This window comes from Caballeronia sp. AZ1_KS37, from assembly GCF_023631165.1.
Classification (GTDB): Bacteria; Pseudomonadota; Gammaproteobacteria; order Burkholderiales; family Burkholderiaceae; genus Caballeronia; species Caballeronia zhejiangensis.
The window spans coordinates 128,881-155,849 of sequence record NZ_JALQDP010000004.1 but is presented as its reverse complement, the minus strand read 5'-3'; the positions used below and the strand labels follow the sequence as shown (position 1 = coordinate 155,849).

31 protein-coding genes are annotated in these 26,969 nt (G+C 64.2%); 14 read left to right on the top strand and 17 right to left on the bottom strand.

Annotation, left to right across the window (positions count from 1 at the left end):
• Nucleotides 1-93 precede the first annotated feature (93 nt).
• On the top strand, nt 94-492 hold the full coding sequence (locus NCS00_RS04550; protein ID WP_239295192.1) for a hypothetical protein: 399 nt from the start codon (nt 94-96) through the stop codon (nt 490-492).
• Here the strand turns inward: NCS00_RS04550 and NCS00_RS04545 are convergent, their stop codons facing one another.
• Nucleotides 493-1,971: a sensor domain-containing diguanylate cyclase gene (locus tag NCS00_RS04545; RefSeq protein WP_008350760.1), complete on the bottom strand. Its 1,479-nt coding sequence runs from the start codon at nt 1,969-1,971 to the stop codon at nt 493-495.
• Nucleotides 1,972-2,253: 282 nt separating this feature from the next.
• Here NCS00_RS04545 and NCS00_RS04540 point away from each other — a divergent pair, with 282 nt between their 5' ends.
• From NCS00_RS04540 to NCS00_RS04515, 6 genes are all read left to right on the top strand, one after another.
• The gene (locus tag NCS00_RS04540) at nt 2,254-2,757 is read left to right on the top strand and encodes a YbhB/YbcL family Raf kinase inhibitor-like protein (protein WP_250439405.1); all 504 of its coding nucleotides are present in this window, start codon (nt 2,254-2,256) and stop codon (nt 2,755-2,757) included.
• Between the two features lie 103 nt (nt 2,758-2,860).
• Nucleotides 2,861-4,228, top strand: a complete 1,368-nt coding sequence (locus NCS00_RS04535) for an MFS transporter (protein WP_034471296.1) — start codon at nt 2,861-2,863, stop codon at nt 4,226-4,228.
• A gap of 115 nt (nt 4,229-4,343) precedes the next feature.
• Nucleotides 4,344-4,892: a type 1 glutamine amidotransferase domain-containing protein gene (locus NCS00_RS04530; protein WP_244807824.1), complete on the top strand. Its 549-nt coding sequence runs from the start codon at nt 4,344-4,346 to the stop codon at nt 4,890-4,892.
• A 25-nt stretch (nt 4,893-4,917) separates the two neighbouring features.
• Nucleotides 4,918-5,448: a DUF4142 domain-containing protein gene (locus NCS00_RS04525; protein ID WP_250439402.1), complete on the top strand. Its 531-nt coding sequence runs from the start codon at nt 4,918-4,920 to the stop codon at nt 5,446-5,448.
• Nucleotides 5,445-5,804, top strand: a complete 360-nt coding sequence (locus tag NCS00_RS04520; protein WP_008350770.1) for a DUF1488 family protein — start codon at nt 5,445-5,447, stop codon at nt 5,802-5,804. The genes NCS00_RS04525 and NCS00_RS04520 overlap by 4 nt, the downstream gene beginning before the upstream one ends.
• A gap of 56 nt (nt 5,805-5,860) precedes the next feature.
• On the top strand, nt 5,861-6,436 hold the full coding sequence (locus NCS00_RS04515; RefSeq protein ID WP_034471300.1) for a glycine zipper domain-containing protein: 576 nt from the start codon (nt 5,861-5,863) through the stop codon (nt 6,434-6,436).
• Between the two features lie 58 nt (nt 6,437-6,494).
• Here NCS00_RS04515 and NCS00_RS04510 read toward each other — a convergent pair whose 3' ends face one another.
• On the bottom strand, nt 6,495-6,746 hold the full coding sequence (locus NCS00_RS04510) for a hypothetical protein (protein WP_250434238.1): 252 nt from the start codon (nt 6,744-6,746) through the stop codon (nt 6,495-6,497).
• Between the two features lie 183 nt (nt 6,747-6,929).
• Here NCS00_RS04510 and NCS00_RS04505 point away from each other — a divergent pair, with 183 nt between their 5' ends.
• Complete coding sequence (locus tag NCS00_RS04505; RefSeq protein ID WP_008350776.1) at nt 6,930-7,382, top strand: PA2169 family four-helix-bundle protein; 453 nt, start codon at nt 6,930-6,932, stop codon at nt 7,380-7,382.
• A 102-nt stretch (nt 7,383-7,484) separates the two neighbouring features.
• On the opposite strand, the gene NCS00_RS04500 is transcribed toward NCS00_RS04505, so the two are convergent.
• On the bottom strand, nt 7,485-7,706 hold the full coding sequence (locus NCS00_RS04500) for a hypothetical protein (RefSeq protein ID WP_008350777.1): 222 nt from the start codon (nt 7,704-7,706) through the stop codon (nt 7,485-7,487).
• Between the two features lie 322 nt (nt 7,707-8,028).
• Nucleotides 8,029-8,370 carry a BON domain-containing protein gene (locus NCS00_RS04495; protein ID WP_008350779.1) on the bottom strand — a complete coding sequence of 114 codons (342 nt, stop codon included), beginning with the start codon at nt 8,368-8,370 and terminating at the stop codon, nt 8,029-8,031.
• 450 nt (nt 8,371-8,820) lie between these two features.
• Here NCS00_RS04495 and NCS00_RS04490 point away from each other — a divergent pair, with 450 nt between their 5' ends.
• Nucleotides 8,821-10,308, top strand: coding sequence for an RNA polymerase factor sigma-54 (locus NCS00_RS04490; protein WP_008350781.1), 1,488 nt, complete (start codon nt 8,821-8,823; stop codon nt 10,306-10,308).
• A 72-nt stretch (nt 10,309-10,380) separates the two neighbouring features.
• Here the strand turns inward: NCS00_RS04490 and NCS00_RS04485 are convergent, their stop codons facing one another.
• The 9 genes from NCS00_RS04485 to NCS00_RS04445 all read right to left on the bottom strand — a co-directional run bounded on the left by NCS00_RS04485 (nt 10,381) and on the right by NCS00_RS04445 (nt 17,140).
• Nucleotides 10,381-11,292, bottom strand: a complete 912-nt coding sequence (locus tag NCS00_RS04485) for a YihY/virulence factor BrkB family protein (protein WP_034471304.1) — start codon at nt 11,290-11,292, stop codon at nt 10,381-10,383.
• 116 nt (nt 11,293-11,408) lie between these two features.
• On the bottom strand, nt 11,409-11,756 hold the full coding sequence (locus tag NCS00_RS04480) for a hypothetical protein (protein ID WP_008350784.1): 348 nt from the start codon (nt 11,754-11,756) through the stop codon (nt 11,409-11,411).
• A gap of 109 nt (nt 11,757-11,865) precedes the next feature.
• A complete protein-coding gene (otsA, locus tag NCS00_RS04475; RefSeq protein WP_008350786.1) occupies nt 11,866-13,320 on the bottom strand; it encodes an alpha,alpha-trehalose-phosphate synthase (UDP-forming) in 1,455 nt (484 codons plus the stop codon).
• 190 nt (nt 13,321-13,510) lie between these two features.
• Complete coding sequence (locus NCS00_RS04470; RefSeq protein WP_008350788.1) at nt 13,511-13,747, bottom strand: hypothetical protein; 237 nt, start codon at nt 13,745-13,747, stop codon at nt 13,511-13,513.
• Nucleotides 13,748-13,971: 224 nt separating this feature from the next.
• Nucleotides 13,972-14,190 (bottom strand): hypothetical protein, encoded by a 219-nt coding sequence (locus tag NCS00_RS04465; protein ID WP_008350790.1) that lies wholly within the window; start codon nt 14,188-14,190, stop codon nt 13,972-13,974.
• 222 nt (nt 14,191-14,412) lie between these two features.
• Nucleotides 14,413-15,816 carry a sigma-54-dependent transcriptional regulator gene (locus NCS00_RS04460; protein ID WP_008350792.1) on the bottom strand — a complete coding sequence of 468 codons (1,404 nt, stop codon included), beginning with the start codon at nt 15,814-15,816 and terminating at the stop codon, nt 14,413-14,415.
• Between the two features lie 323 nt (nt 15,817-16,139).
• A complete protein-coding gene (locus tag NCS00_RS04455; RefSeq protein WP_008350794.1) occupies nt 16,140-16,373 on the bottom strand; it encodes a hypothetical protein in 234 nt (77 codons plus the stop codon).
• 71 nt (nt 16,374-16,444) lie between these two features.
• Nucleotides 16,445-16,762, bottom strand: coding sequence for an ElaB/YgaM/YqjD family protein (locus NCS00_RS04450; protein ID WP_250439400.1), 318 nt, complete (start codon nt 16,760-16,762; stop codon nt 16,445-16,447).
• A 48-nt stretch (nt 16,763-16,810) separates the two neighbouring features.
• The gene (locus tag NCS00_RS04445; protein ID WP_008350796.1) at nt 16,811-17,140 is read right to left on the bottom strand and encodes a hypothetical protein; all 330 of its coding nucleotides are present in this window, start codon (nt 17,138-17,140) and stop codon (nt 16,811-16,813) included.
• 589 nt (nt 17,141-17,729) lie between these two features.
• Between NCS00_RS04445 and NCS00_RS04440 the strand changes: the two genes are divergently transcribed.
• The 3 genes from NCS00_RS04440 to NCS00_RS04430 all read left to right on the top strand — a co-directional run bounded on the left by NCS00_RS04440 (nt 17,730) and on the right by NCS00_RS04430 (nt 20,167).
• Nucleotides 17,730-18,797 carry a sigma-54 interaction domain-containing protein gene (locus NCS00_RS04440; protein ID WP_008350797.1) on the top strand — a complete coding sequence of 356 codons (1,068 nt, stop codon included), beginning with the start codon at nt 17,730-17,732 and terminating at the stop codon, nt 18,795-18,797.
• Between the two features lie 294 nt (nt 18,798-19,091).
• Nucleotides 19,092-19,646, top strand: a complete 555-nt coding sequence (locus tag NCS00_RS04435; protein WP_008350798.1) for a hypothetical protein — start codon at nt 19,092-19,094, stop codon at nt 19,644-19,646.
• Nucleotides 19,643-20,167: a hypothetical protein gene (locus tag NCS00_RS04430; protein WP_008350799.1), complete on the top strand. Its 525-nt coding sequence runs from the start codon at nt 19,643-19,645 to the stop codon at nt 20,165-20,167. Before NCS00_RS04435 ends, NCS00_RS04430 begins: the two co-directional genes overlap by 4 nt.
• Before the next feature lie 63 nt (nt 20,168-20,230).
• Here NCS00_RS04430 and NCS00_RS04425 read toward each other — a convergent pair whose 3' ends face one another.
• The 4 genes from NCS00_RS04425 to NCS00_RS04410 form a co-directional block, all read right to left on the bottom strand.
• Nucleotides 20,231-20,632, bottom strand: coding sequence for a type II toxin-antitoxin system HicB family antitoxin (locus NCS00_RS04425; RefSeq protein WP_033536674.1), 402 nt, complete (start codon nt 20,630-20,632; stop codon nt 20,231-20,233).
• Nucleotides 20,633-20,645: 13 nt separating this feature from the next.
• Complete coding sequence (locus tag NCS00_RS04420) at nt 20,646-20,846, bottom strand: type II toxin-antitoxin system HicA family toxin (protein WP_075644177.1); 201 nt, start codon at nt 20,844-20,846, stop codon at nt 20,646-20,648.
• Between the two features lie 173 nt (nt 20,847-21,019).
• Entirely contained in the window at nt 21,020-22,375 is a 1,356-nt protein-coding gene (locus NCS00_RS04415) for an ABC transporter ATP-binding protein (protein WP_033536675.1), read from the bottom strand.
• Between the two features lie 12 nt (nt 22,376-22,387).
• Complete coding sequence (locus tag NCS00_RS04410; protein ID WP_008350803.1) at nt 22,388-24,151, bottom strand: ABC transporter permease; 1,764 nt, start codon at nt 24,149-24,151, stop codon at nt 22,388-22,390.
• Between the two features lie 726 nt (nt 24,152-24,877).
• Between NCS00_RS04410 and NCS00_RS04405 the strand changes: the two genes are divergently transcribed.
• Nucleotides 24,878-26,563 carry a sensor domain-containing diguanylate cyclase gene (locus NCS00_RS04405; RefSeq protein ID WP_034471417.1) on the top strand — a complete coding sequence of 562 codons (1,686 nt, stop codon included), beginning with the start codon at nt 24,878-24,880 and terminating at the stop codon, nt 26,561-26,563.
• A 120-nt stretch (nt 26,564-26,683) separates the two neighbouring features.
• The gene (locus NCS00_RS04400) at nt 26,684-26,947 is read left to right on the top strand and encodes a hypothetical protein (RefSeq protein WP_008350806.1); all 264 of its coding nucleotides are present in this window, start codon (nt 26,684-26,686) and stop codon (nt 26,945-26,947) included.
• Nucleotides 26,948-26,969: the final 22 nt, after the last annotated feature.

Below are 26,969 nucleotides of genomic sequence, written 5' to 3'. Positions count from 1 at the left end.
CACGCGATATTGACGCATCCTCGCCATAACAGACGTTGCGCACGGAGGGCTTCACCTATAATTTTTTGACCCCACGAACAAAGCGAAAATCACATGCCGACGAAGCGCTCGACCCTACTCGTTCCCGCCGTTCTGACCACATGGTGCCTGTGTGCGATGGCGCAGACCGCGATGCCGCCGGGCCATCCGTCATCGAAGGAACTGGCGGCTGCGGAAGGCGTGATGACGAGCGCGAACATCGCTCGGGGCGCGGCGGATGTCTGTCATATCGACGCCGCCAAGGTCGCGCGCTTCAAGAACGTCGTGCGGACAAGCTATCCCGACGCACCCGATTTCGATGGCGAATGGAAGCTCGGCCTTGCGCAGGCGCAACCGACCGTCGATCGCTTCGACAAGCTGAAGACGAGCAATCCCGCCGAGTACAAGAAGCAGATCGGCGAAGCGTGTCCGGCGCTCAGCCGCGGCATCGACGAAGTCACACAGTCGCAGTGATCACTCGCTCGCGCCGTCGTAATGCGCGCGCTTTTCCGCGTACATCGCGGCATCGGCGCGTTGCAGCATCGGTTCGAGACGCTCGCCTTCGTGCGCGGTGGCCGCGCCCGTCGCGAAGGAAAGCGGATTGCCCGAATAGAACTGATTGTTCACTTCGAGCAACTGGCGAATGCTCTCGATGACCGTCTCGCCGCCGCGTTCGTCGGTGCCCGGCAAGAGCACCATGAACTCGTCGCCGCCGATGCGCGCCGCCTGGAACGGCTTCTCCACCGCCTTGGCGAGCACTTCGCCGGCGCGCCGCAGAAGCGCATCGCCGGCGGCGTGGCCGAGTTGATCGTTGACGGCCTTAAGGCCATTCACGTCGATGGCGATCGCCGTCACCGGGAACGGGCCTTTGCGTTCGAGACGATTGATCTCATCGATATAGAACGAGCGATTCTTGAGCTTCGTGAGCACGTCGTGCTTGCCGAGAAACTCCAGATACGCCTCGGCCTTCTTGCGCGCGGTGATATCCGTCAGCGCGACGAGCACGAGATCCCAGCGCGCCTCGTGCCCCGGAAACACCGAGAACTGCAGATGCACGTGCACCTCGTGGCCTTCGAGCGAATAGTTCAGCACTTCGCGCTGCTGGAAGAGCTTGCCGTCCCACAAATCGATGAGCTGTTCCTGAAAGTACTGTTGCATGTCGTCGCGGAACACATCGGACAGGCGCGCGAGCAGCGTCGCCTTGTCGGGCGCGGCGAACATCCGCAGCGTGTGCTGATTGACGTCGAGAACGTGGATCTCCTGCATGCAGCGCTCGACGAACTCCGGGTGCACGTTCGTGAAAGTGCGAAAGTCGACGATGCCGCGCTCGCGCACATCGTCCAGCAGCGATTTCACGGAGCTGAAATCCTCGACCCACAACGACACCGGCGAATGCTCGAAGAGCCCGCGCGCATAGAGCTCGCTTGCGGCGGCGCTGCGGCGCATCGCTTCGAGCTCGGTGATGTCCTCGATCGTGACGAGCACGCGGCTCCATGTGTCCTCGTGTCCCGGCAGCACGACCGCCTTGAGCAGCACGTCGAGACGCTTGCCGTCGAGCGTGTAGTTGACCGTCTGACTGACGAAGCGCGATTGACCCGCCCAGAGTTGCTCGAGTTCGTCGACGTGCGTGGTGAGCATGTCGTCGCGGAACACGCGATCGAGGTTCTGCACGAGATGATCGACATCCTTCGCGTGAAAGAGCGACAGCGTGCGCCGGTTGACCTTCACGACCCGAATGCGCGACGAGCACTCCGCGATACGCCCGGGATTCTCCGCGAGAAACGACCGCAGATCGGCGACGCCCGCCGCGCGCCAGCGTTCGAACTGCTCGCGCACGGCGCTGAAATCTTCGAGCCAGAGCGAAACGGGCGCGAGCTCGAACATGTCGGCGTCGTCCGCCGGCATGCTCGCCGGCACGAATTGACCGGCAGCGCGGCGCGGGTCGTTTGGCATGGTCGTCCTTTCGGCTCGCGCCGGCTGAATTCATCTCATTATTGTAGCGCGCGTCATATTTCGAGGGCTCGATCGCCCGCTTCCGGCCGTCTTCGCGCATTCCGTCCGGCGGCATTCGCGCTCATGCGGGATATCGGGGGCGGATGCTACACTCGACTGGCTTCGTCCTTGCCGCCTCGGGCACGTTTGCTGCACCGGCTCACGCGAGGCTCGCGGCGCCACGCAGTCCGATGCGCCGTGCCGCATCCATCCACATCGCTATAAGAAGGAGGCTCGACTCTCATGGCTGATTTCCGCATCTGGTCCGACGAATTTCCGGCGAACGGCTTCATGACGCGCGCGCAGGAATTCGACCAGCAGGCCTTCGGCGGCTCGGGCGAGAACGTATCGCCGGCGCTGCAATGGGAAGATCCGCCCGCCGAAACGCGCAGTCTCGCGCTCACCGTCTACGATCCCGACGCGCCGACCGGCAGCGGCTTCTGGCACTGGATCGTCGTCAACATTCCGCCCGACGTGCGCTCGCTGCCGCGCAACGCCGGCAAGGGCGACGGCAGCCTGCTGCCGCCAGGCGCGCTGCAGTTGCGCAACGACTACGGCACGGTCGGCTTCGGCGGCGCGGCGCCGCCGCGTGGCGACAAGCCGCATCGCTACATCTTTCGCATCCACGCGCTCTCGGCGGAAAGCCTGCCGCTCGATGGCAACGTGACCAATGCCGTCGCGCGCTTCATGACGCATCTCAACGAGATCGATTCGGCAACTTACACCGGCCTCTACGAACTGAAGTAAGCACGCGGGCGAAGACGCGGCCCCGCGTGGCGGCGTCTTCGTCCTGGCCATTCGAAATAACGGCGCGACACACGATGCGCCGCCCGCCACTTCCCGCCCATCGATGGACTCCGATAAAGGTCTGCCGCTGCCCCAGCGATACTGGGCCATTGCCGTCGTCGCGCTCGGCATCACGCTCGCGGTGCTCGACGGCGCCATCGCCAACGTCGCGCTGCCGACCATCGCGCGCAATCTGAACGCGTCTCCCGCCGACTCCGTCTGGATCGTCAATGCGTATCAGCTCACGATCACCATATCGCTGCTGCCGCTCGCCTCGCTCGGCGACCGCATCGGCTACCGGCGCGTGTACATGACGGGGCTCGCGCTCTTCACGCTGTCGTCGCTCGCGTGCGCGCTGTCGGGCTCGCTCGCTGCGCTCACCATCGCGCGCGTCGTCCAGGGCTTCGGCGCGGCAGGCATCATGAGCGTGAACACGGCGCTCGTGCGCATCATCTATCCGCAGGATCAGCTCGGTCGCGGCGTGTCGATCAACGCGACGGTCGTGGCGATCTCGTCGGTGATCGGGCCGACCGTCGCGTCCGGCGTGCTTTCGGTCGCGACGTGGCCGTGGCTCTTCGCGATCAACGTGCCGATCGGCGTCGCGGCGTTCGCCATCGGCTGGAACGCGATGCCGCGCACGCCGGGGCATCGGCAGCCGTACGACTACATCAGCGCGATCATGAACGCGCTCTTTTTCGGCCTCGCGATCGTTGCCGTCGACGGCATCGGGCACGGCGAGCATCGGCCGTATCTCGTCGCCGAATTCATCGCGACGGCGGTCATCGGCTATTTCTTCGTCAAGCGGCAACTGACGCAAAGCGCGCCGCTTCTGCCCGTCGATCTGCTGCGCATTCCGGTGTTCGCGCTGTCGGTCGGCGCGTCGGTGTGTTCGTTCTGCGCGCAGATGCTCGCGTTCGTTTCGCTGCCGTTCCTTTTGCAGAACAATTTCGGCATGGGCCAGGTCGAGACCGGGTTTCTGATGACGCCGTGGCCGCTCGTGATCGTGTTCGTCGCGCCGCTCGCGGGCGTGCTCGCGGACCGGTATTCGGCCGGCCTGCTCGGCGGCATCGGTCTCGCGATACTGACCGTCGGACTCGTGCTGCTCGCGAGCGTCGGCGCGCATCCGACGGCCCTCGACGTCGCATGGCGCATGGCCGTGTGCGGGCTCGGCTTCGGGCTGTTCCAGTCGCCGAACAATCGTCAGATGCTCGCTTCCGCGCCGCGTCATCGCAGCGGCGGCGCGAGCGGCATGCTCGGCACCGCGCGCCTCACCGGTCAGACGCTCGGTGCCGCGCTCGTCGCGCTGATCTTCGGCGTCGCGCCCAAGCAAGGCCCGGTGATCGCGCTCGGCGTCGCAGCCGTGTTCGCGGCTGCCGCAGCGGTCGTCAGCGTGCTGCGTCTGACGGGCAAACGCAGCGTCGAGCCCGCCTGATCCGCCCTTCCCGCTCAAGGCCGCCCGGCCGTTCCGCTGGGCACAGCCTTTGCTGAACTTCGACCATGGATTCCGCACGCGCGGAAGAGTCGAAATCAGCAATAGGAGTGTGTTCATGGCCAATTCCCTCAACGGTTGCAAGGTCGCGATTCTCGCCGTCGACGGCTTCGAGCAGGCCGAGCTCGTGGAACCGCAACGCGCGCTCAAGGAAGCGGGCGCGCAGGTGGACGTCATATCGCAGAAAGCCGGTCAGATTCAGGGCTTCAAGCATGTCGACAAGGGCGACAAGGTCGATGTCGACGTGACCTTCGACGCCGCCAATCCCGCCGACTACGACGCGATCGTCCTGCCGGGCGGCGTCGTCAACGGCGACGCGATCCGTCTCGACGCGAAAGCGCAAGCCTTCGTCAAGGACGCCGACCGCGCGAAGAAGCCGATCGCAGTGATCTGCCACGGCGGCTGGCTGCCGATCTCGGCTGGCATCGTCGCGGGCCGCACGATGACGAGCTGGCCGAGCCTGCAGGACGACGTGCGCAACGCGGGCGGAACGTGGGTCGATCAGGAAGTGCAGATCGACGGCAATCTCATCACGAGCCGCAAGCCCGACGATATTCCGGCGTTCAACAAGGCGCTGATCGACGCGCTCGGCAAGGCGCGCGCGTGAGCGCATGTTCATCGGAGGCCCGCCGATGCCGAAATACTTTCCATCCGTGACGCGCGTGATCGTGCTGTCGCTCGCCGCTGCTTTCGCGCCGCTCTCGCAGGCACAGACGCCAAGCGAGAAGCTCTCGCCCATCGATCAGCAATTCCTGCAGGACGCGGGTCAGGCGGGCGCAACCGAACTCACGGCGAGCAAGCTCGCGCTCACGCATGCGAGCGACCGGCAGGTGCGGGAGTTCGCACAGCGAATGATCGTCGATCACACGAAGCTCGCGCGCAATCTCGACGTGCTCGCGAAGCGTCACGGCATCACCGCGCCGCCCGCCGCCGATACCGCCGTGATCGGCAGCCTGCAAAATCTCCAGGGTGCCGAGTTCGACAAGGCCTATATTGAAAAGGTGGCCGTGGGCGGGCATCAAAAGGCCGTCGAACTGTTCAGAAAAGAGAGCGAAACCGGCAACGACACCGCGCTGAAAGCCGCGGCGACCAAGGCGTTGCCGATCATCAGCCATCACTACGAGATGGCGCAGCAGCTCGCAAAAGCGAAGGCGGCGTCATGAGGATCGCGCACGTCGCCGGTCGCGCCGCCTTGCGTTCCGTTTCCCGTCCCGCTTATGAGGACTCGACCATGCACATCACGTTTGCCGACGAACCGCCTGTCTACGACGGCGACGATCTCGCGATTCACTTCGCCGCGCTCATCGACGGCGAGCCGGTCGTCTGCTCGATCACCGCCGAAGCCCTCGAAGATCACTTCGGCGCGAAATCGCCGCGCGAGGACGATCTGCTCGCCGCGTTCGAACAAGGCGCGTCGCGCATCCGCGCGGTGTGCGCCGAAGTGCTCGACGACAACGGCGGCCAGCCCGCCGTGCTGAGGAGCGGATTGTTCCGCGTCGCCGGCCTGGAGCCCGAGTGAGCGGCCTCGTCGTCTGAACGACGCATTCCCAAAACCCAAGCCAACAAGGAGGGAACATGTCCCTGATCATTGCGGGCCGATTTCAGACTTTTCGCGCGGCCGAAACGGCAGCGCAGAAGCTCTTTGCGCGCGGCTTCCTGGAAGAAGACGTGACGCTTTTCTTCGTCAATCCGAGCGGCCAGCACGCACGCCATCCGATCGGCGGCGATGTCGGCACCGATGCGGGTGCGAGCGGCGCGCCCAAGGGCGCCGGCAAGGGCGTGACGATCGGCGCGGTGGTCGGCGCGGTCATCGGCGCCGCCATCTTCGCCGTCTTCAAGGCGCCGCTGCTGGTTTCGGTGATCGCGGCGGGCGTCGGCGCGTACGTCGGATCGCTCGTCGGCGCGATGTCGCATACGAAGAAGAAGCCGCACGGCGCGGCGCAAGCGGAAGAGCCCGCGCGTCATGCGGGCGTGCTGGTGGCCGTGCACGTATCGCCGGAAACGCACGATCAGGCCGCGGCGGTGCTGCGTGAAGCAGGCGGAATGGACATCGAACGCGCGTCGGGCCGCTGGCAACAAGGCCGCTGGAGCGACTTCGATCCGCTGAAGCCGCCGCAACCGGCTGGCGAGTTCGCGCAATCGCGCGTGTGATCGTAGTTTCGCGCCGTATCGATGAAACGCCCGCTTCGTGCGGGCGTTTTCGTCTGTCCTAGACCCAGGGCGCGTTCGGCCGATTCGGCTGCACGTTGGCGCGAATGGCGCAGTCGGCCGGCAGCACGCGCCCCTTCTGCGCATGTGCGACGGGCGGCTCGCAGATGCGTCCGTATTCCGCGCGCGAAACGTGTGTCGAGCGCGCGTGCGCGTCGATGCTTTCTTGTCGGATATGCAAGGTCAGCGCCGATGCGGCGACAGCCGCCAGCACCAGAAACTCGCGATGCGCGAGCCGGTTGAAAAATTTCACTGCGTTCTCCTGTTGCCTTGTCGCGCGCACGTCCCGAACCGGTCGCGCGCTGTAGTGCGGTGACGGCAGCAAGGCGTATGCCGCGCGGCCCGCGATCGGGCACGCCGCGTGCGTCATGAATCCGCGAGCCGCATCCCGCAGGGGTTGCGCAGTGGCAATGTCCTAACGAAAAGGAGGTCTCATATGAGCACGAATGTCGTATCGGTACTCAACGATCTGGTCGAAACCTCGAAGGACGGCGAAAAGGGTTTTCTCAAGGCCGCCGAGGATACGCGTGATCCAAGCCTCAAGCTGCTGTTTCAGAATCGCGCGCAAAAGTGCGCCGAGGGCGCGCGCGAATTGCAGGACATCGTTGCACGCCTGGGCGGCAAGCCCGAAACCGGCGGATCGGTGTCGGGCGCGCTGCATCGCGGCTGGGTCGACGTGAAGTCGGCCGTAACCGGCCATAGCGATCACGCGATCCTCGCCGAATGCGAGCGCGGCGAGGATGCAGCGAAGAAGAATTATCGCGAGGCGCTCGACAAGGACCTGCCCGCCGATGTCCGCGCCGTGGTGGAGCGCCAGTATCAGGGCGTGCTGGAGAATCACGACCGCATCCGCGATCTGCGCGATCAATACGCAGCCGCGAAGTCCTGATGCTGACGCGGTGAAGCACGCGGCCCGGCTTTCCGGGCCGCTTCGAAAGCAAACGGCCGCACGAAGCGGCCGTTTGTTCGTCAAGCGACAGTACGACGCGGGTTACTGCGGCTGACCCTTGTCATTGGTGCCGAGCGCCGAAGCCGCCGCCGCTGCGGATGCGCCGTGCAGCTTGTGCGCCTTGTTCTGCTGATGCAGATTGGTGCCCTTCTGCTTCTTCGCCACCGGCGCCGAGGCTGCCGCATCGGAGGCTGCCTGGGCGAATGCCGTCGTCGAGAATGCCAGCGCGAGCGCGCCGATCAATGCCATCTTTTTCGTCTTCATGAAGAGCTCCTTTTTGCCGGGGCCTCTGAACGCCGGGCTACTGCGCATTCGTGAGCCGCCTGTTTGAGTGTCGACCTGAACGGCCGTCTCGTTTTTGAGTTTCGAAGTGCTGCGAGGTGCTGCGCACTGGTGAAGCGTCTTGCGAGAACTTGCGACTGAAGCACCGGACGACGAAAACGTGAACCGATGCCTCCAAGCGAGAACCCGCGCTTCGTCCGAGTCATCGCCTTTTGCGGCGAATCGTCGAACCCGCGCGGGTTCCGGTACTGCTGGCACTCAACCGCGGCCCGCCGAGGCGAAGCCGGGCATACGAACTATGCCATTACTTGGCGGCAATTTTAAGATGGTTCTTCACGGAAGCAACACCCGAGACGTTCGAGACGACTTCTTCGGCGGCGGTCTTGTCTTCCGCCGACGGCACCGTGCCCGTCAGCGACACGACGCCCGCGTGCGTCTTGACGTGGATATGCGTGGACTTGACGTTCTTCGCGCCGAGCAGTTCGGCCTTCACTTTGGTGGTGATCGCGCTGTCGTCGACCTTCTGGCCCATCGACGTGCCGGAACCGCTCGTCGACGACGCTGCGTTGGTCTGTGCGCCGACGTTGAGCGCGAACACCACGCACGCGATACCGCCGGCTGCCTTCAGGATTTGAGTCGTCTTCATGTCGATACTCCCTTTTTTCGATTTTGGTCTGACGCCGCGTTCACGCATTCCGTGCTAGACGCGGCTCTTCGATGACGTCCGCGCCGTAGCACGCGGATCGTGAACTTCGATCCGCAACGTGCGTGCCAGATCCGGCGGCCGCGCGAGCCGACCGAAGCCGAAGCGTCCTGAACGCCCCGCGCGGCAAGGCCTGAGTGCGTGGGCGAACAAATCTTCGACGTTCATCGGAAGGCTTGCCCGCACGCAACGCGACGCGCCTGAAACCCGCAGCGGTTTTGTCTGAGCGCGTGTAAAAACTGCGTGAAAGAGGCCTCGGAAAGGCTTCAAAAGACGGGTGCCGGTGACGAAAAACGTAGTCCCTGCACGACCTTAACGTTCGATGGCATGGCTGTTGCTTTAGTAGTCGCAAACCTGCCCATCACGTCTGGAACAATCGAGGATTAGCAAGCAATGCCGCCTACACTCGAACTACGCGCGAAGCAAACGCTCGCACTCACGCCGCGCCTTCAACAGTCGGTTCGCCTTCTGCAACTCTCGTCGCTCGAGTTCCAGCAGGAACTGCGAAACGCACTGGATACCAACCCCTTTCTCGAATACGACGAGTCCCAGACCGAGGACAACGCGCTCGGCGCCGACAACGGCAGCTCGATGTCCGACTCGACCTTGTCGACCACATCCGACAACGCGACCGAGACGCCGCTCGCGCCCGAAGCGAGCATGGAAGCCGAATCGAACGTGGATTCCGGCTCGCGCGACGATTCCGTCAGCGAATTCTCGTCCGATCCGTTCGGCCGCGGCGCGTCGCGCAACAACGGTGACGGCGAAGGTTCCGATCCCGCCGACTGGGTTCGCATCGAACCTTCGTTGCACGAAACGCTCCACGACGCGCTGCGCCTATATCAATTGAACGAACGCGATCGCGCCATCGCGCAGCTCATCATCGAAGCGCTCGATGACGACGGCTATCTGCGGCAGGACTTGAGCGACCTCGCGAATGTCGTGGAGATCGAACCCGCGCTTCACGAGGACGAACTCAACATCGCGCTGAAGCTCGTGCAATCGCTCGACAAGCCGGGCGTCGGCGCGCGCAATCTCTCGGAATGCCTGACGCTCCAACTCCAGGCGCTCGACGAGGACACGCCGGGCCGCGCCGTTGCGATGGAAATCGTCGCGCATCATCTGGAGCGCCTCGCACGCCGCGAGCAGGCGGAACTGCAGAAGAAGATCGGCTGCAGCGCGGATGAACTGCGCATCGCGTGCGCGCTCGTACGCCGCCTCGATCCGAAACCGGGCGAGAACTACGGGTCGAGCGAGGACAACTACGTCGTGCCCGACGTCATCGTGCGTCAGGTGAAAAAGCAGTGGGTCGTGACGATCAATCCGGCGGTGTTGCCGCGTGCGCGCATCCATCGGATGTACGCGGAACTGTTCGCGCAGTCGGCCGGCGCGAGCCGTTCGCCGCTCGCGCAGCAGTTGCAGGAAGCGCGCTGGCTGATTCGCAACGCGCAGCAGCGCTTCACGACGATTCAGCGCGTGGCCGAATGCATCGTGTCGCATCAGAAGGCGTTCTTCGATTACGGCGAAATTGCGCTGAAGCCGCTCGTGCTGCGCGATGTCGCCGATGAACTCGGCCTGCACGAATCGACCATCTCGCGCGCGACGGGCAACAAGTACATGGCGACGCCACGCGGCATCTTCGAGTTCAAGCACTTCTTCCCGCGCGAGCTGTCGACGGAAAGCGGCGGCACGTGTTCGGCCGCGGCCGTGCGCGCGCTGCTCAAGGAAATGATTTCGAAGGAGAACACGCGCGATCCGCTCTCCGACGTGAGTCTCGCGAAGATGCTCGCCGATCAGGGCGTGATCGTCGCGCGCCGGACGGTAGCGAAGTATCGCCATCTGATGAAGGTGCCGCCTGCGGAATTGCGTCGTCAGGCGTAAGGCGTTTCACCCATCACAGCGGGTAACTGCTGAAGAGGCCGTCCCTTCGCGGACGGCCTCTTTCATTGATGCTCAACGCCAGCCCGATGCGCGATGCGTGCGCTTCCTCGCCGCCGTCGCCGCTAGCTCCGCGCCTAGCAGAAACACCGCCGCCGAGTAGTACAGCCACATGAGGATGATCGCGAGCGAACCGGCCGCGCCGAACATGTTCGCCGTGCCCGCGTGCGCGAGATAGAACGCGAAGAGGCGCTTGCCGGCTTCGAAAAGCATCGCGGCGGCGGCGGCGCCGAGCGCGGCATCGCGCCAGAGCATGCGCGTCGTCGGCAGGAATTTGAGCAGCACGGTGAAGGCGATCATCAGCACGCCGAGCGATATCGCGCGTCGCGTCAGCCCCGAGAGCACGACGAACGGACTGCCATCGCCCAGCACCCAATGTCCGAGCAACTCGACGAGCGCGTCGAGCACGAGCAGCACCGCGACCAGCAAACCCGAACCGACCACGAGCCCGAACGACATCAGCCGCACGCGCAGCAGCGTGACGATGCTTTCGCGCGTGCTCACGGCGGGCGTCGGCCAGATGACGTTGAGCGCGCTGTGCAGCGACGAGAATGTCGCCGATGCGCCGATCAGCACGCCCGCGAGCGACAGGATCGCCGTGCTGCGCGCGATGTCCGCGTGCCACGCGTTCGCGACGATCGCTTCCAGCGCGTGCGCCGCATCGACGCCGACGACGCCGCTGATTTCGTCGAAGAGCCTGCCTTGCACGGCATCGGCGCCGAAGAAGACGCTCGCCACCGCGATCACGATGACGAGTGTCGGCGCAAGCGAGAACGCGGCGAAGAACGCGATCGCCGCCGAGAACATCAGGCAGTGGTCCTGCGACCATTGCATGACGGGATCGACGATCCACGAAAGCCAGCCGAAGCGCGACGTGCGGCCCGATGCGACGGGCGCGGATTGTGTGGCGGAGACGTCCTGATCCATCGTGAGCGTGACTGGGAGCAATCCGACGATGTTAGCCCCGCGATGCGAAGCGCGTGTAAAAAGCGGCGCGCTCCGTCCGGAGCGCGCCGCTTGTAGTGTGCCTCAGCCGATGCGTGTCAGGATCGATCGGCTGCGGGGTCGGCGTCCTCGTCGGGGAGATCGCGCGTTTCGTCCTCGATTTCGTCGGGCAGGATGTCGGCATCGGCTTCCAGATTGTTGTCGCCATCCGCCGATGCCGCCTCGCCCGTGCCGAAGCGGTCCGTATCGCTGTTCAGCTCCGCCTCGGACTGCCCGAGCGCGTGGGCGTCGAGCTCGTCCTCGATGTCGCCGGGATAGCGCTTTTCGCCCTGCACGTCGGAGCCGCTATCCGACGAGTCGCTCGGGCCGAGCGCGCCGGTGCCGTGTCCCTTGCCGTATTCCGCGCCGTCGTCTTCGGGCGGGTTCAATGTGCTTCCGCTCATCATGACCTCCTTCGTTCGTGTCCACGATGAATCCGCAAGTCCCGTTCCGCGCGTAAAAAAACCCGCGCTTCTTTCGAAGCGCGGGTTCTTCTCTATCGGCGAATCGGAGCGTTCAGGCCTTGGCGGCCGGCCGCTTGGCTTCGGACGCGCCCTGCTTCACGGTCTTGACGGTTTTCTCCGTGACGGAAGTCGCCGTCGCGACGCTGCGCAAGTCCGACAGGAACGAATCGCGCCAGACCGAAAGATTATTCTCGCGCAGCGGCGCCATCATGTCGGCGTGACGCGCCTGGCGTTCGGCGAGCGGCATCGACAATGCGCGCTCCAGCGCTTCGGACATCTGCGACAGATCGAACGGATTGACGACGAGCGCGCCCGGCAACTGGTCCGCCGCGCCCGCGAACTGCGACAGGACGAGCGCGCCCGGATCGGCCGGATCCTGCGACGCGACATATTCCTTCGCGACGAGATTCATGCCGTCGCGCAGCGGCGTCACGTAGCCGACTTGCGAGAGCCGGAACAGCGCCATCAGCAGATTGCGCTCGTATTTGCGGTTGAGATACTGGATCGGCGTCCAGTCGAGCTGCGCGAAACGTCCGTTGATGCGCCCCGCCTCGCCTTCCAGATTCTGTCGAATGCGCTGATAGGTCTGCACGTCCGAGCGCGTCGGCGGCGCGATCTGCACGAGCGACACGCGCCCATGCCAGCCGGGCGCATTCAGCAGCAGGCGCTCGAACGCCTGAAAGCGCTCGACGAGACCCTTCGAGTAGTCGAGACGATCGACGCTCATGATGAGCTTGCGGCCGCGCATGCTGTCACGCAGGCTTTTCACCGGCTTGCGGTTCGAGAACTGCTCGGCGGCCTTGGCGATGGCGTCCGGATAAATGCCGATTGGATACGCGCCCACCTTGAGCATGCGGCCGAAGGCCTGAAGCATGCCGTCGTCGTCGTTGTAGTGGCCGCGGCTCGTGCGTTCCACGTAATCGATGAACGACTGCTTGTCGGCATCCGTCTGAAAGCCGACGACGTCGTACTGGCACATCGCCGCGATCAGTTCCTCATGCGGCGGAACCGTACGCATCATCTCCGGCACCGGAAACGGAATGTGCAGGAAGAAGCCGATCGGATTCGCGACGCCGAGCTTGCGCAGCTCCTGCGCGAACGGGAGCATGTGATAGTCGTGCACCCAAATGATGTCGTCGGGCTTGAGCAGCGTCTTCAGCTTGGCCGCAAGACTCGCGTTCACGCGCATGTAGCCCGCGTACTCCTCTCGATCGAAGCGCGAGAGGTCGTTGCGATAGTGAAAAGTCGGCCACAGGGTGGCGTTCGAGAAACCTCGGTAATACTGGTCGTAATCGCGGCGCGTCAGGCCGACGGTCGCGTAGGTCACTTTTCCGCTGTTCTCCAGAACAGGCGCGCCCGATTCGCCGACGATCTCGCCGCTCCATCCGAACCACACGCCCCCAGTCTCCTTGAGCGCGTCCAGCACGCCGATCGCGAGGCCGCCCGCGCTGGGCTTGCCTTCCTGGATCGGTGCGACGCGATTCGATACCACGATCAATCTGCTCATTACAGCATCACCTCTCAGTTGTCGTTGCATGCTCGAATTGGCGATCAAGGGTATGCAAAAGCTGTGCCTTTTTGTTGGTTTTTGTAAACGAAAGTTTGTATGGAGATGTTACGGACGAACGAAAACACGCGGCGAAGGCGCGCCGCGTAGAAATTTTTGTTCTTTTGCCGGATGCTGCCGCCGGCTGAAATCACGAGTCCTGCTCGGAGCCCAAATCGCGCTGATAGTCGATTCCTTCGCGCCGCACGCCGCCCTGATTGTGTTCGCCATCGGGCGGTACGCCAGGCGCGGGGCGGTTCTGCGAGGCGGGATCGTGTTCGGCGGGCGGTGCGGACGCGCTCTGCGTGCCGGCCGACTTGGCGGCTTCGGCGCGCGCTTCGCGCTTGGAAGAATGACGCGCGGAGCGTCGAAGTGCGGGATGCCTCATGATGCCTCCAGGTAAGAAGGCCGTCGCGATAGTGACGTCGGCGGCGTCGGACCGATGCGCTGCGATGAGCGCGGCTTCAGAAAAAACGACCGGCGACAGAACGTGTCGCCGGTCATCGTTGCGTCATCCGTTGTAATCCCTACGTCCGGGATGGAAACTTATTCAAACCTTGCACGAATTCTGGGCATTGTCCAACGTCTGCGGTTCAACATCGTTCTGACACGCTACTGCACATGCGGCTGATCGCCCGGTCCAGGCGGCGGATCGCCGATCGGCTGCGACGGCGGTTCGGGCGGCTCGCGCGTCGGGTCCGGATTGGTGTCGGGCGGAATCGGCGTGGGCGGCGGCTGGTCCGGCGGCGTCACCGGCGGGTCCGGCGGCTGCGGCGTCTGAGCTTCGAAACGGGCATCGTCGGAAGCGCGGATCGACATGTTGAGTGACATGATGGGCTCCTTGCGGTCTTGTGATCGTACTTTTCCCATCCGCGACACGCACTGGCGCGACTGCGCGGATGTCATTCGATCGGCAGCAAGGGCCATGCCCCTGAGACACATCGGCTACGTTCGCTTCTGAGACATTATCGGCGTAGAAAACGCGCCTGCCAATGAAAAACGCCTGCGGTTTTACAAGCCGCAGGCGTCGATTTGTCTAAAGATACGCGAAGTTCAGGGATTTTCGCTGTCGGAATCGCTTATGTCGCCGCCTTCGCCGACGGCAGCCTTGTTCGCATCCTCGCCGTACTCGACGAGCCGGTTATAGAGCGTTTTCAGGCTGATGCCGAGGATTTCCGCCGCGCGCGTCTTCACGCCGCCGCACTGATCGAGCGTCGCCAGAATGAGCTGACGGTCGGCCTGCGCGAGCGACGTGCCGAACGGAATCGTTACCGCCGTGCCCGCCGACGGCTTCGAAAGCGAAATCTGCAGCGGCACGGTCGCGGTGCTGTCCGAGTCCGACGCCGACATGATGTACGCGCGCTGCACGTAGTTCTTCAGTTCGCGCACGTTGCCGGGCCAGTTGTACGACGCCAGCATCTCGCGGACGGCGGGCGGGAAATCCTTTTTCGTGTTGTACCGGGCGTTCAGTTCGTCGAGAAACGCCTGGCCGAGCAGCTCGACGTCCTTGCCGCGCTCGCGCAGCGGCGGCAGGTTGATCGGGAACACGTTCAGACGGTGATAAAGGTCGAGGCGCAGCTTGCCTTCGAGCACGGCCTGCTCGGGATCGCGATTGGTCGCGGCGATCAGGCGCACGTCCGTCTCGATTTCCTTGGTCGTGCCGACGCGCATGAACATGCCCGTCTCCAGCACGCGCAGCAGTTTCACCTGAAGCTCGATCGGCATTTCGGTGATTTCGTCGAGGAACAGCGTGCCGCCGTTCGCGCGTTCGAAATAACCCTTGTGCTGCCGATCCGCGCCCGTGAACGAGCCGCGCTCGTGGCCGAACATCTCCGATTCGATCAGGTTCGGCGAGATCGCGCCGCAGTTCACCGCGATGAACGAATGCTTGCGGCGCAGCGAGAGCTCGTGCAGCGTCTGCGCGGCGACTTCCTTGCCGGTGCCCGACTCGCCGATGAGCAGCACCGATGCCGCCGTCGGCGCGACGCGGCCGACCTGGTCGTAGACAGTCTGCATGGCAGGTGAATTGCCCAGCATCAGACCGAAGCGGCCCATGCGGCGCAATTCGCCGCGCAAGGTGCCGATTTCCGCTTTCAGGTCGCCGGCGCGCGGCAGGCGCGAAAGGATGGCCTTCACGCGCTGCATGTTGATCGGCTTGACGAGGTAGTCGGCGGCGCCCATCTTGAGCGCGCTGACGGCGGATTCCACCGTCGCGTGTCCCGTAATGACGATGAACTCGACGCCCGAGCGCGGATCGAGATCCTCGAACAGGTCGACGCCCGTGCCATCGGGCAGTTTGAGATCGGTGAATACGACGTCCGGCGTTTGCCGCACGAGCTGGATGCGCGCCTCGCGCAGATCGCTGGCGGTGGCCGTCGTCAATCCGTCTTCGCCGATGATCGCGGCTAGCGCCTCGCGGGTACTGGGATCGTCATCGACAATCAATACGTGTGGCATTGCGTTTCGAATTCTTCCTAAGCGTTTCAGGGTCACACGCCAGGTGGCGGCGTGGTCTTCTCCGCGCGGCGGCGCTGCCGCACGGGCCGGTGCGATTCGCGGTTACGGCCGAAAAAAGATAATCGGCGTCACGCAGAATGCGCGAAAAATAAAATAATTTCCGATTTCTGCACGCTTGATTCGGCCCAAGTAAGTTTTTCCATTTAGGCAACTTATGGCCGAAGTTTCACTGATTATAAGCGTTTATCAAGATGAAAACGCACGCTGGTCCAGCGTGCGTTTGATTGATCGGACCATTAATTCGGCCGAATGTCTGAAGTGAATCAACTCCGCGGAAAATGCCATGCATCGGCGGTGCCGCCGACCGCACCGTGGCCATTTACGGCCTGCCCGCTCGCGCCGGTGGCGGGCGTGAGCACCTTGCCGCCCTCGTCTTCCCAACGGCTCAGATCGCGTGCAGTGCGCCGCCCGGCGTCCTGAGACTGCACCCACTTCCATGCGAGAACGCCGCCTAGCGCGAACAGCGCGCCGAAAATTCCGATTGAAGGCCGTGCCATTTGTGTTCTCTCCTTCGTCTAATGAAAATCGCCGCTGTCAGGAAAGCCGGCCGGAGCGATAAAGCTGTAAATCACCGCGAAACCAGAAGTCCCACCAGAAAACCGACGCCCGCCGCCATGCCGAGCGATTGCCAGGGATTGTCCTTCACGTATTTCTCGGTGCAATCGACGCCTGCGCGGTATCGGCTTTGCACACTCGCCTGTGCATCTTCGAGCGCGCCGCGCGCCGAATCGACGTGATCGCGCAGACGCGAGCGCAGCGCATCGACGCCCTCGCCTGGCAGCGTCGCCGACAAGCGCAGCAATTCCTCCGCGTCGTTCAGCAGCACCTTGATGTCTTCGATGATCTTTTGCTTGCCCAACGCAAGCTGGACAGTCGTTTGACTCATGGAATGTAGTCCTCGCCCAAGTGGGTTTGTCGGGATCGTCGGCGCGCGTCAGCGCGTTTCGGCGACCGGCACGCCCGCGACGCGGAGGCGCTCGCCCGCCGCGCTCCGCGCGCGCAGGCTGCGCACGACGCCGCTCGCCATCAACGCGCCGCCCATCGCGCCGAACACGAGGCTCGTCACGTTCGCGGCACGCGCGAGCGCTGGCGTGCCCGCCGCATAGCCTAGCACCGCGCACATCAGCGCGGTCACGAGCGCGACAGCGGCCCAGTGATAGATGTCGATCGGCTCGCCGGCCGTGAGTTCCTTCCGGGTCCGGGCCGGCCGCGTGGGAATCGAGCGCGGATGTGCGCCCCCGTCGAAGTTGAAAATGTCTTCCATGATGCGTTGCCTCTCTCGCCCATCCTCGTGTGCGCGCCTCCGAGACCGCGCCCGTCGGCAATTTTTCGAATATGAGTCACGATGTGAGCCCTATCATGCAGCTTTCGTGCCAGATCCGGCGACACCGCGCAGGACTGCCGATGGGAGGCGAACCCGCCGACGATCGGGTAACAATTACGCCGTCGCCTTGTAAATTTTCAGTACGGCAAGGAGAACCTTTCCGGAAGCGCCGCGAGGGCCCGCGCGATGCAGACAAAATGCGCCGAACGGCCGGCCCGCGCATTGCCGCAATGTCGTTGCGAATGGTTAAATAGCGTTTATGAGATAGGTGCGTTTGCAACGAACCGGCTCTGAACAAGCAGCCGATGCAGACGCGCCTGGACCGACGCTCAACCAGGAACGACGCTCACGGATCGCGTGAGTCTCAAGGGCAGCGCGCAAGGGCGCGTCATATGCCGATGCGCGCGGTCATCCACGGTTGCGCCGCTCGCGCGCGCCGAGCCGCGCCAGGCCGACCGCAACCGGAAGCGCCCGCGCGAGTCCGCCGCCCGCCCACTACATACGCAGCACTCAGGAACGATCAGGACACATGGCGTCAACCGATCTGGATCAGCCGCCCGCCGCGGTCGGCGATACACCCGCGCAAAGAAAACGCAACACGGGGGAAGTGCCGGGCTTGAAGTCTTATGGACTGCTCTATGGCTCGTCGCCCGTGATGCAGGAGTTGTACGCGCAAATCGAGCGCGTGGCCGCGACCGATGCGACCGCGCTCATCATCGGCGAGTCGGGCACAGGCAAGGAGCTCGTCGCCCGTACGATTCACGACCACAGCGCGCGCAAGGACGCGCCGTTCATCGCGGTGAACTGCGGTGCGATTCCCGACAATCTCATCGAGGCCGAGCTCTTCGGCCACGAGAAAGGCAGCTTCACGGGCGCGGTGCAGGGACGCATCGGCTATTTCGAGCATGCGAACGGCGGCACGCTCTTCCTCGACGAAGTGACCGAGATGTCGCCCGTGCGCCAGGTCAAGCTGCTGCGCGCGCTGGAAACAGGCACGTTCTTTCGCGTCGGCGGCAACGATCTCATCAGCTCCGATGTGCGCGTGATCGCAGCGACGAACCGCGATCCTGTCGCGGCCGTGAAGGAAAACGGCCTGCGCGAGGATCTCATGTACCGGCTCGCCGTGTTCCCGCTGCGCGCGCCGCCGTTGCGCGAGCGCGATTCGGATCGCGAACTGCTCGCACAGCATTTCCTGTCCGAAATGAACGCGCAGGAGGGCACGAACAAGGTCTTCAGCAAACGCGCGCTCGACGTGCTGCGAACGTATTCGTGGCCGGGCAACGTGCGCGAACTGAAGAACACGGTTTATCGCGCGTTCATTCTGGCGGAGAAGACGGTGGAGATCGCGCATCCGCATCTCGCATCGCGCGTGAAGAAGCCCGTCACGCAAGGCGACGCGATGAACGTCTGGGTCGGCACGCCGCTCGCCGATGCGCAGAAGCAGATCATCCTCGGCACGCTCAAACACTGCGGCGGCGACAAGCGGCGCGCCGCGAAAGCGCTCGGGGTGAGCCTGAAGACTTTGTACAACCGCTTGGGCGCGTACGAAAACGAGGACACCGAGGGCAGCGACGCGTCGTCGAATAGCGAAAGCTGAAGCGTATCCGAGGCGATATCCGCATGACCGGGAAGCGAGCGCAGACATCCGCGCTCGCTTTTTTTTCGCGCACGGAGCGATACGTGGATCAAAACGTGCTCTTCACGCTTGCAATTTCTTGCAATTTTCTCAAACCGGTAATTAGAAGCATGCTTCAAAATGCGCGAAGCCCGCGTGCGCGTTTCGTCTCTTCGCGTTGCCGGGCGGTGACTTGAGGGCGGAACCTCAAGTAGATTCGAGCCCCTCGAACCCCGATCGCAAGCGTCGGGAAACGGAAGACGAAGGAAAAGCAACATGCAGATCAGGGTTCATCGGCGCGGGTCGCGTGCCGCCGCGCTCGCCGCGATCGTTTCGGGCGCCATCGCTTGCGTGAGTCTCAGCGGATGCAATTCGCTCTACAGCGAAGGCGCGACGGCCGGCGCCGGTATCGCGGGCGCCGCGGTGGCAAACAGTGTCACCAGCAACGCCGCCGTCGCAACGGGCATCGGCCTCGGCGCGGTCGCCGCCGCGCGCGCGGGCGTGCAGTACACGCAGCGCGTCGCGCATACCTACTCGCAGGATCAGATTGCGACGGTCGCCGGTCCGCTCGCGGTCGGCGCGGTTGCGCCGTGGAAGGCCGTGCATTCAGTGCCGATCGAGGACGACGAAAAAGGCCGCGTGACGGTGAGCCGCACCATCAGCAGCGGCGTGCTCGAATGCAAGGAGATCGTGTTTTCCGTCGATCGCGACGCGACCAAGGACCGCCCCGCCGACAGCGCGTTCTACGTGGCATCGGTTTGCCGCGACGGCAACAAGTGGAAGTGGGCGTCGGCCGAACCGGCTACGCCGCGCTGGGGCGCGCTGCAATGACGCTGTCTTTCGACGTATCTTTTGCGCTGCGTCTTGGGCTCGTCGCTGCCGGCGCGGCCGCGTGCGTGACGATGAGCGGCTGCGCATCGATCGGCGCCGCGACGGGTGCGGTGGCGGGCGTCGCGACCGGCGCGTTCACGACGAACCCGGCTGTGGGCCTGGGCGTCGGCATCGCGGTGCAGGCCGCCACCGACGAACTCGTCGCGCGCACGATGAAATCGCTGCATCAGGATCAGCAGGTCATGATCGCGGTGACGGCGGGCATGTCGCAGGTCGGCGAAACGCGGCCATGGAAGGTCAAGCATACGTTGCCGGTCGAGAACGGCCACGGCGAGGTGCGCGTGCTGCGCGAGTTCAATAGCGCGCTCGCGAGCTGCAAGGAATTCGCGTTCTCGGTCGTCGATGGCGACGATGCGAAAGCGCCCGCCGAGTGGTTCGTCGCTACGGCCTGCCAGCAATCCGAAGGATGGAAATGGGCGTCGGCGGAACCGGCCGTCGAGCGTTGGGGGAATCTGCAGTAGGTTTCCCGCGGCTGGATATCGAACGCGCGGCGCTCGTCACGAGCGCCGCGCTTTTTTGCGGTCTCAGCCGTTCGCGATCGCTTCGAGCGCGACCCGCGCCAGAAAGCCGCTGCGGGTTTCGTGGCGCGCCTCGACGTAGCTGTCGATCTTGCGCAGCACGAATCGCGGCAGGCTGATGTTGATGCGCTCGGGACGCGAGTCGAGCTTCGAGAGATCGACTTCGACGTAGGCCCAGATTGCCGTGGCGAAGTCGGGGTTCGGCATCAGATCTTCAATCGGGGAAGGCACCAGCGAAACGTCCAAACCGTCCTCTATAAGAATCGAGACGTGGCTGTAGATTGCCTCCTTCGTATTTTTAATTGCCTCGTCGACCGTCTCTCCCGCAGAAAAAACGCCGGGAATGTCAGGCACGGTAACGCCGTAGCAACTGTCCGGGTCTTTGTGAATGGCGACTGGGAATTCCACTTTCGAATCTCCGTTATGAAGAGTACAGCCGGTTGAGCAACCCGGCCGTCTTGAGGACGCTTCTTACCGTTCCAATGGAAAGATCTTTTCGGGGATGAGGCACCGTGACCAAGCTCATATTTCCCCGACGTTTGAAATGATGGTGACTGCCGACAATTCGGTCCAAGTGCCACCCGTCATCCAGCAGCATTCGTATCAAGCGCGATGAATCCATCTCGTCTCCGAACGCTGCGTGTGTAGCTTTACACACGCAGCAACACTGTTCAAGACGAAAACGGTACGATTCAACGCACCGCGCGAACATTCAGCCAAACGGCCAACGCGCAAAGAAAAAGCGCGGCGCCGTCGCCGGCAACCGCGCTTCACGTGCTTGCATCCACAGGAAACTCAAGCCTCCACGTCCTCCAGGCTCAGCATCTCGGTCTGATCGTTGTACGAGAAAATTTCCCCGTAGCGGCCCCAGTCGATAACCGCATCGAGCGTTTCCTGCGCGGCCTTGTCGGAGAGAAAGTCCTCCAGTTCCTGCTCGAAGCGCAAGCGCGGCGCGCGATGCCCAGGCCGCTCGTTCAGCACCTTCTTGATCCGCGCCGCCAGCGGCACGTGCCGCAGCAGATGCTCCGCGAACATCATCTTGCGCTCCTGCGTGCCGAACTCCGCGAACACGCGCGCCTGCGGCGTCAGATAGATGTCGCCCTCGCGCACGTCCGCGAAACCGAGATGTTGCAGCACTTCCGCGATCGGGAAGAGATCGTCCACTTCGAGATGCAGCGACCGCGCGATTTCCGGCATGTCCGCGCGGCCGTGGTACGGCTCGGCCGCGAGCGTTTCGATGAGACCCGCCATCAGGTTCGTCGAGACTTCGGGCAGCCAGCTTCCCAACTCCAGCCCCTTCTTCTTCGCTTCGCCCATCTGCCGCGCGGTCATCTTCGCGTAGATATCGTCGACGAGACGCCGGAACGCCGGATCCAGGCGATTGCGCGGATGCTTGAACGGCACCTTGATCTCGGCCATCACGCGGCCCGGATTCGACGACAGCACGAGAATGCGGTCGCACATGAACACCGCTTCCTCGATGTTGTGCGTGACGATCAGCACCGACTTGATCGGCATGCGCCCTTGCGTCCACAAATCGAGCAGGTCGGTGCGCAGGTTTTCGGCGGTGAGCACGTCGAGCGCGGAGAACGGCTCGTCCATCAACAGCAAGGTCGGATCGACGACCAGTGCCCGTGCGAAACCCACGCGCTGACGCATCCCGCCCGACAATTCACGCGGATACGCGTTCTCGAAGCCGTCGAGACCGATCAGGTCGATCGCGGCCAGCGCGCGCTCGCGCCGCTCGCGCGCGGCCACGCCTTGCGCTTCCAGACCCGCTTCCACGTTCTGCAGCACGGTCAGCCACGGAAACAGCGCGAAGGTCTGAAACACCATCGCGACGCCCTTCGCGGGACCGCGCAACGGCTCGTTCAGATAAGTGACTTCGCCGCCCGTCGGCTCGATCAGCCCGGCGATGATGCGCAAAAGCGTCGACTTGCCCGAGCCCGAACGTCCGAGCAATCCGACGATCTCGCCTTCGCGCAGCGAGAGATTCGCATCGTCGAGCACGAGCAGTTCGCCCTGCGTCTTGTTGAAGCCGCGGCTCACGTTCGCGACGCGCAGGATTTCCGCGCCGAGACGCGGCGGCGTGCCCTGGGGTCGCCGCGAGTCTTGCGCAGCGGACGTCTGCGTAGTTTTCAGGTTCTGCATCGGAACTCGTCCTCAATCCAGCCGGAGTCTTGCTTCGGCGTAGGCGTATAGCGGGCGCCACAACAGTCGGTTGAACAGCGTGACGAACAGCGACATCACGGCGATGCCAAGAATGATTTTCGGATAGTCGCCCGCGGCGGTCGTCTGGGCGATATACGCGCCGAGACCATGCGCGACAACCTCCGTCTTGCCCCACGACACCGCTTCCGCGACGATGCTCGCGTTCCACGCGCCGCCCGAAGCGGTGATCGCGCCGGTGATGTAGTAAGGGAAGATGCCGGGGAGCATGCACTTCTTCCACCACTGCCAGCCGCGAATCTGGAAGTTGGTCGCGGCCTCGCGATAATCGTTCGGGTAGGAAGACGCGCCCGCCACCACGTTGAAAAGGATATACCACTGCGTGCCGAGCACGATCAGCGGCGAGAGCCAGATATCCGGGTTCAGATGCCAGCGCACGATCACGACGACGAACACCGGAAACAGCAGGTTCGCCGGGAACGCGGCTAGGAACTGCGCGAGCGGCTGGATCTTCTCGGCGAGCGCGGGGCGCAGGCCGATCAGCACGCCGAGCGGCACCCAGATCACCGAAGCGATCGCGATCAGCACGACCACGCGCAAGAGCGTGATGAAGCCGAGCACGAACACGTGGCCGACTTCGCTCCACGTGACGCCCGTCGCGACGAACGACGCGACCTTCCACACGACGAACACCGTAACTAGCAGCACGGCCGTGCCCCACGCGATATCGCCCGCGCGCGTGGACGGCACCTTCGCGCGCAGCGGCAGGCCGACGTTTTCCAGCGCGCCCTGCAGCGACGGCAGCTTGATGGGCACGCGCGCCGCCTTCGCGAGGATCCAGCCGGCCGGAACCAGCAGACGGTGAATCAGGCGCGTGCGGCGGATCAGGTCGAGCAGCCACGACTTCGGCTCGTCGCCGGAACTCGTGTTCTCCATGCGGAATTTGTCCGCCCACGCGACGAGCGGGCGGAACATCAACTGGTCGTAGGCCAGGATGACGACGGTCATCGCGAGAATCACCCAGCCGATCGCGGAGAGATTGCGCTCGCCGATGGCGGTCGCGAGATACGCGCCGATGCCCGGCAGTACGATCGTGCGGTTGCCGACCGTGATCGCCTCGGAGGCGACCACGAAGAACCAGCCGCCCGACATCGACATCATCATGTTCCAGATGAGGCCCGGCATCGAGAACGGCACTTCGAGCTTCCAGAAGCGCTGCCAGTTGGTGAGATGAAAACCGCGCGAGACTTCGTCCAGATCGCGCGGCACCGTGCGCAGCGACTGATAGAAGCTGAACGTCATGTTCCACGCCTGGCTCGTGAAGATCGCGAAGATCGCCGCGCATTCGGCGCCGATCACGCGCCCCGGGAACATGGCGAGGAAGAACGTCACCGTGAACGAGATGTAGCCCAGCACCGGCACCGACTGGAGAATGTCGAGAATCGGCACGAGCACGATCGACGCGCGCCGGCTCTTCGCCGCGAGCGTGCCGTAGATCAGCGTGAAAATGAGCGACGCGACCATCGCCAGCAGCATGCGCAAGGTCGTGCGCAACGCGTATTCGGGGAGATTCGCGGGGTCGAGCGAGATCGCCTGGGTCTGCAGGGTCGAGATCGGCGCCAGGGTCTCGTGGAAACCGACTGCGGCGAGCGCGATGATGCAGATGATCATCGGGAACGCGACGAAATCCCAGCGGTTGGGCAGGATCCGCCACGCCGACGCATTCGCCGTGCGATTCAGATTGAAACCAAATTCCATGCAAGGCCCTCCCCGTAAGGCTTTGTTCCGACCGCGCCGGGCGCGGGATGTTGCTTCTGACGGCAGATAACCGTCAGGCGGGCAAGAAGCCTCTGCCCGGGACGACCCCATGCTCAACGCACGGAGCCGCCGAAACGACGACACGTTCAGCTCGCAGCGCGGCGCCAGGCAGTCGCCGCGTCAGACGATCCCCGTTCTGAACCGCGCGACACTACACCAACCCGCGTGACAGGCACAACCTTCATGCGGTCCGGCACGCGAATCATGCGATGTTTCTGTTGCTCTTCGGCACGGCACGGGCAAAATGAAGGGCAGCCCGCGTCGAATGCGCCCGGCGCTCGTGCTTTCGCTTCCTTTCAGTTTGGCTGCGGCTCGCCGCTACTCGACGAAGAAGCGCCAGCGCGTGCGCCCGGCGCGCGTCCGTTGTGTTGGACAGACGTCGCACGCCGTGACATGGCGCTTGATAGGCGGCAAAAAACATCGTCCAATCTGGGCTTATCACAAACAATAATTTGAGCGCCGATGCGATGCGAGACGCCAGATCCGAGCCGAATAACCGCCTGAGCCGCGCCCGCCGCCCCGTTGCGAGCACAAGCCGGAATACGGCAGACATCACGCGCTGCAATCCACACGCCCGCGTCGACCGCCATGTGCACACCGCGCCGAATGGCCGGCATGGCGCATGTGACCTTTGTCTCGCGTGAACCTCCCATGCGCGCGCGTCCGATGAACAAACTCATCCTGCACCGTGTGATCGCGACGCTCGGCATCGCCGCGTTGGCGTGCGCGTGCTGGGTGGCCGCCGGCTTGTTGTCGGACCGAATGGTACAACAGGAGATGACGGCGACGGTGCGTACCGAGCGTCAGATGGCGGGGTCGATCGTCGACAACATGGCGCAGATCATCGCGAGCGATCTGGCGATGTCGCGCGCCATTCCCGCCACGCTCGCGCAGATGGACCTCACGCAGCGCGCGCTCGCGGAGTCGCGGAATTATGCCTCGAACCCGGCCGGGACGGAACTCGAACGCCGCAAGGACTGGACCGCGCGCCCCGCGCTCGAAAAGGTCAATCACTTCCTGCACGACGCGCAGGGCTTCTCCGGCCTCGACTCGATCTGGCTCGTCAACGAGCGCGGCTTCTGCATTGCGTCGAGCAACGCCGCCGACGACGACAGCTTCATCGGCTACGACATGAGCGCCCGGGGCTATGTCGCCCGCGCGCTGCTCGGCGGCTTCGTCGAGATGTACGGCGTCGGGCGGCTGTCCGGCGAGCCGGGCATCTTCATCGCGGCGCCCGCTTACGAAGACGGCATCCTGGTCGGCGCGGTGATCGCCAAAGTGAGCATCGACCGGCTGCGGCACTGGGTGTCGCGCGCCGGCACCTTCGTGACCGATGAAAACGGCGTCGTCGTGATGGCGCACGACGGCCGGCTCGAATACCAGGCGATGCCCAATGCGCCCATCGCGCGCATGACGGAGCGCGAACGCGTCGAGCACTATCGGCGCGAGTCGTTTCCGGAGCTGCGCATCGCGCACATCGGCGAGCAGATGCGCGCCTCGGAGCACTGGCTCGCGCCCGCGCTCGCGCAAACCTTCTACGCCGCGAACGGCAGCAACGTGCCTTCGCTCTACGACGAGCGCACGGGTCTCAATTCGGGACTGTCGGCGCATATCGTGCATCCGCTCACGAGCTGGCCGGAGATCAGCCGCAATCACAGCCGCGACCGCTTCCTCGTGTTCCTGACGATGCTCGGCGTCGTGACGCTCGCGATCGTGATCGCGACGTCGTATTCGCGTGAGCGGCGCCTGCACCGCGCGACCCGCGATCTCGCTGAACAGCTCCAGTCGGCCAATACGCTGCTTTCGGCCGAAGCGCGCCACGACGCGCTCACCGGCGCCCTCTCGCGCCGCTATTTCCTCGACACGCTGCGTCACGAAGTGGAGCTCGCGCGCTCGGTCGGCACCCCGCTGTCGGTGGCGATCGCGGATCTCGATCACTTCAAGCAGATCAACGACCGCTTCGGGCACGCGTCGGGCGATCGCGCGCTGGAGCATTTCGTCGAAGTGTGCCGTGCGCAGCTTCGTCCGAGCGATGCGATCGGGCGGCTCGGCGGCGAGGAATTCGGCATCCTGCTGCCGCAAACCCCGCTCGCCGACGCGCACGCCGTGCTTGAGCGCCTGCGGAAGCGCTTCCATCACGAGCACTGCGCGCATCTGCCGGACGACGCGGCGCTGTCGGTATCCATCGGCATCACGGAGCTCGCGCCCGACGACGCGCTCGAATGGATTCTCTCGCGCGCCGACCTCGCGCTTTACGAGGCGAAATCGCGCGGGCGCGACCGCAGCGAAGTGCGCCCCGCCGATCCAGGCCCGTCCACCCGGCATCCCGAAGACACGCTGGCCGGCAAGTAGCCGGCCGAACCGGCGCGTCGAGTCACCGCACGGTCATGCGCGTGCCGCGACGCGCACGCATCGCGCAGGTATCATCGATGTTCGAAATCGAATGCCGCTGGCGTGAATCGGGAGGATTGCATGAAGGGAAATCTGGTCATCGTGTGCCGGGATCAGGACGCAGAAACGTTCGACCACCTGCTCGCCGAGTACGGCTCTTTTCAGACGCGGCTGTCGTCGACGACGTGGTTCCTGAAGATCGATCTCGCGCCCGAGGTGATTCAGGAGGAGATTCTCTCGCGCCTCGGCAAGTACACGACGCACTACATCTTCGAGGCGTCGACGGTGACGTACAACACGGTGGACAGCGAAGCGGCGTCCGCGCTCGAAACCCTGTTCGACTGACGCCGCTCCGCCTCTCTGACCG

Coding starts and splice junctions, on each gene's coding strand:
- NCS00_RS04550 (WP_239295192.1), top strand. CDS start 94: ATGCCGACGAAGCGCTCGACCCTACTCGTTCCCGCCGTTCTGACCACA.
- NCS00_RS04545 (WP_008350760.1), bottom strand. CDS start 1,971: ATGCCAAACGACCCGCGCCGCGCTGCCGGTCAATTCGTGCCGGCGAGC.
- NCS00_RS04540 (WP_250439405.1), top strand. CDS start 2,254: ATGGCTGATTTCCGCATCTGGTCCGACGAATTTCCGGCGAACGGCTTC.
- NCS00_RS04535 (WP_034471296.1), top strand. CDS start 2,861: ATGGACTCCGATAAAGGTCTGCCGCTGCCCCAGCGATACTGGGCCATT.
- NCS00_RS04530 (WP_244807824.1), top strand. CDS start 4,344: ATGGCCAATTCCCTCAACGGTTGCAAGGTCGCGATTCTCGCCGTCGAC.
- NCS00_RS04525 (WP_250439402.1), top strand. CDS start 4,918: ATGCCGAAATACTTTCCATCCGTGACGCGCGTGATCGTGCTGTCGCTC.
- NCS00_RS04520 (WP_008350770.1), top strand. CDS start 5,445: ATGAGGATCGCGCACGTCGCCGGTCGCGCCGCCTTGCGTTCCGTTTCC.
- NCS00_RS04515 (WP_034471300.1), top strand. CDS start 5,861: ATGTCCCTGATCATTGCGGGCCGATTTCAGACTTTTCGCGCGGCCGAA.
- NCS00_RS04505 (WP_008350776.1), top strand. CDS start 6,930: ATGAGCACGAATGTCGTATCGGTACTCAACGATCTGGTCGAAACCTCG.
- NCS00_RS04500 (WP_008350777.1), bottom strand. CDS start 7,706: ATGAAGACGAAAAAGATGGCATTGATCGGCGCGCTCGCGCTGGCATTC.
- NCS00_RS04495 (WP_008350779.1), bottom strand. CDS start 8,370: ATGAAGACGACTCAAATCCTGAAGGCAGCCGGCGGTATCGCGTGCGTG.
- NCS00_RS04490 (WP_008350781.1), top strand. CDS start 8,821: ATGCCGCCTACACTCGAACTACGCGCGAAGCAAACGCTCGCACTCACG.
- NCS00_RS04485 (WP_034471304.1), bottom strand. CDS start 11,292: ATGGATCAGGACGTCTCCGCCACACAATCCGCGCCCGTCGCATCGGGC.
- NCS00_RS04480 (WP_008350784.1), bottom strand. CDS start 11,756: ATGATGAGCGGAAGCACATTGAACCCGCCCGAAGACGACGGCGCGGAA.
- otsA (WP_008350786.1), bottom strand. CDS start 13,320: ATGAGCAGATTGATCGTGGTATCGAATCGCGTCGCACCGATCCAGGAA.
- NCS00_RS04470 (WP_008350788.1), bottom strand. CDS start 13,747: ATGAGGCATCCCGCACTTCGACGCTCCGCGCGTCATTCTTCCAAGCGC.
- NCS00_RS04465 (WP_008350790.1), bottom strand. CDS start 14,190: ATGTCACTCAACATGTCGATCCGCGCTTCCGACGATGCCCGTTTCGAA.
- NCS00_RS04460 (WP_008350792.1), bottom strand. CDS start 15,816: ATGCCACACGTATTGATTGTCGATGACGATCCCAGTACCCGCGAGGCG.
- NCS00_RS04455 (WP_008350794.1), bottom strand. CDS start 16,373: ATGGCACGGCCTTCAATCGGAATTTTCGGCGCGCTGTTCGCGCTAGGC.
- NCS00_RS04450 (WP_250439400.1), bottom strand. CDS start 16,762: ATGAGTCAAACGACTGTCCAGCTTGCGTTGGGCAAGCAAAAGATCATC.
- NCS00_RS04445 (WP_008350796.1), bottom strand. CDS start 17,140: ATGGAAGACATTTTCAACTTCGACGGGGGCGCACATCCGCGCTCGATT.
- NCS00_RS04440 (WP_008350797.1), top strand. CDS start 17,730: ATGGCGTCAACCGATCTGGATCAGCCGCCCGCCGCGGTCGGCGATACA.
- NCS00_RS04435 (WP_008350798.1), top strand. CDS start 19,092: ATGCAGATCAGGGTTCATCGGCGCGGGTCGCGTGCCGCCGCGCTCGCC.
- NCS00_RS04430 (WP_008350799.1), top strand. CDS start 19,643: ATGACGCTGTCTTTCGACGTATCTTTTGCGCTGCGTCTTGGGCTCGTC.
- NCS00_RS04420 (WP_075644177.1), bottom strand. CDS start 20,846: ATGGATTCATCGCGCTTGATACGAATGCTGCTGGATGACGGGTGGCAC.
- NCS00_RS04415 (WP_033536675.1), bottom strand. CDS start 22,375: ATGCAGAACCTGAAAACTACGCAGACGTCCGCTGCGCAAGACTCGCGG.
- NCS00_RS04410 (WP_008350803.1), bottom strand. CDS start 24,151: ATGGAATTTGGTTTCAATCTGAATCGCACGGCGAATGCGTCGGCGTGG.
- NCS00_RS04405 (WP_034471417.1), top strand. CDS start 24,878: ATGAACAAACTCATCCTGCACCGTGTGATCGCGACGCTCGGCATCGCC.
- NCS00_RS04400 (WP_008350806.1), top strand. CDS start 26,684: ATGAAGGGAAATCTGGTCATCGTGTGCCGGGATCAGGACGCAGAAACG.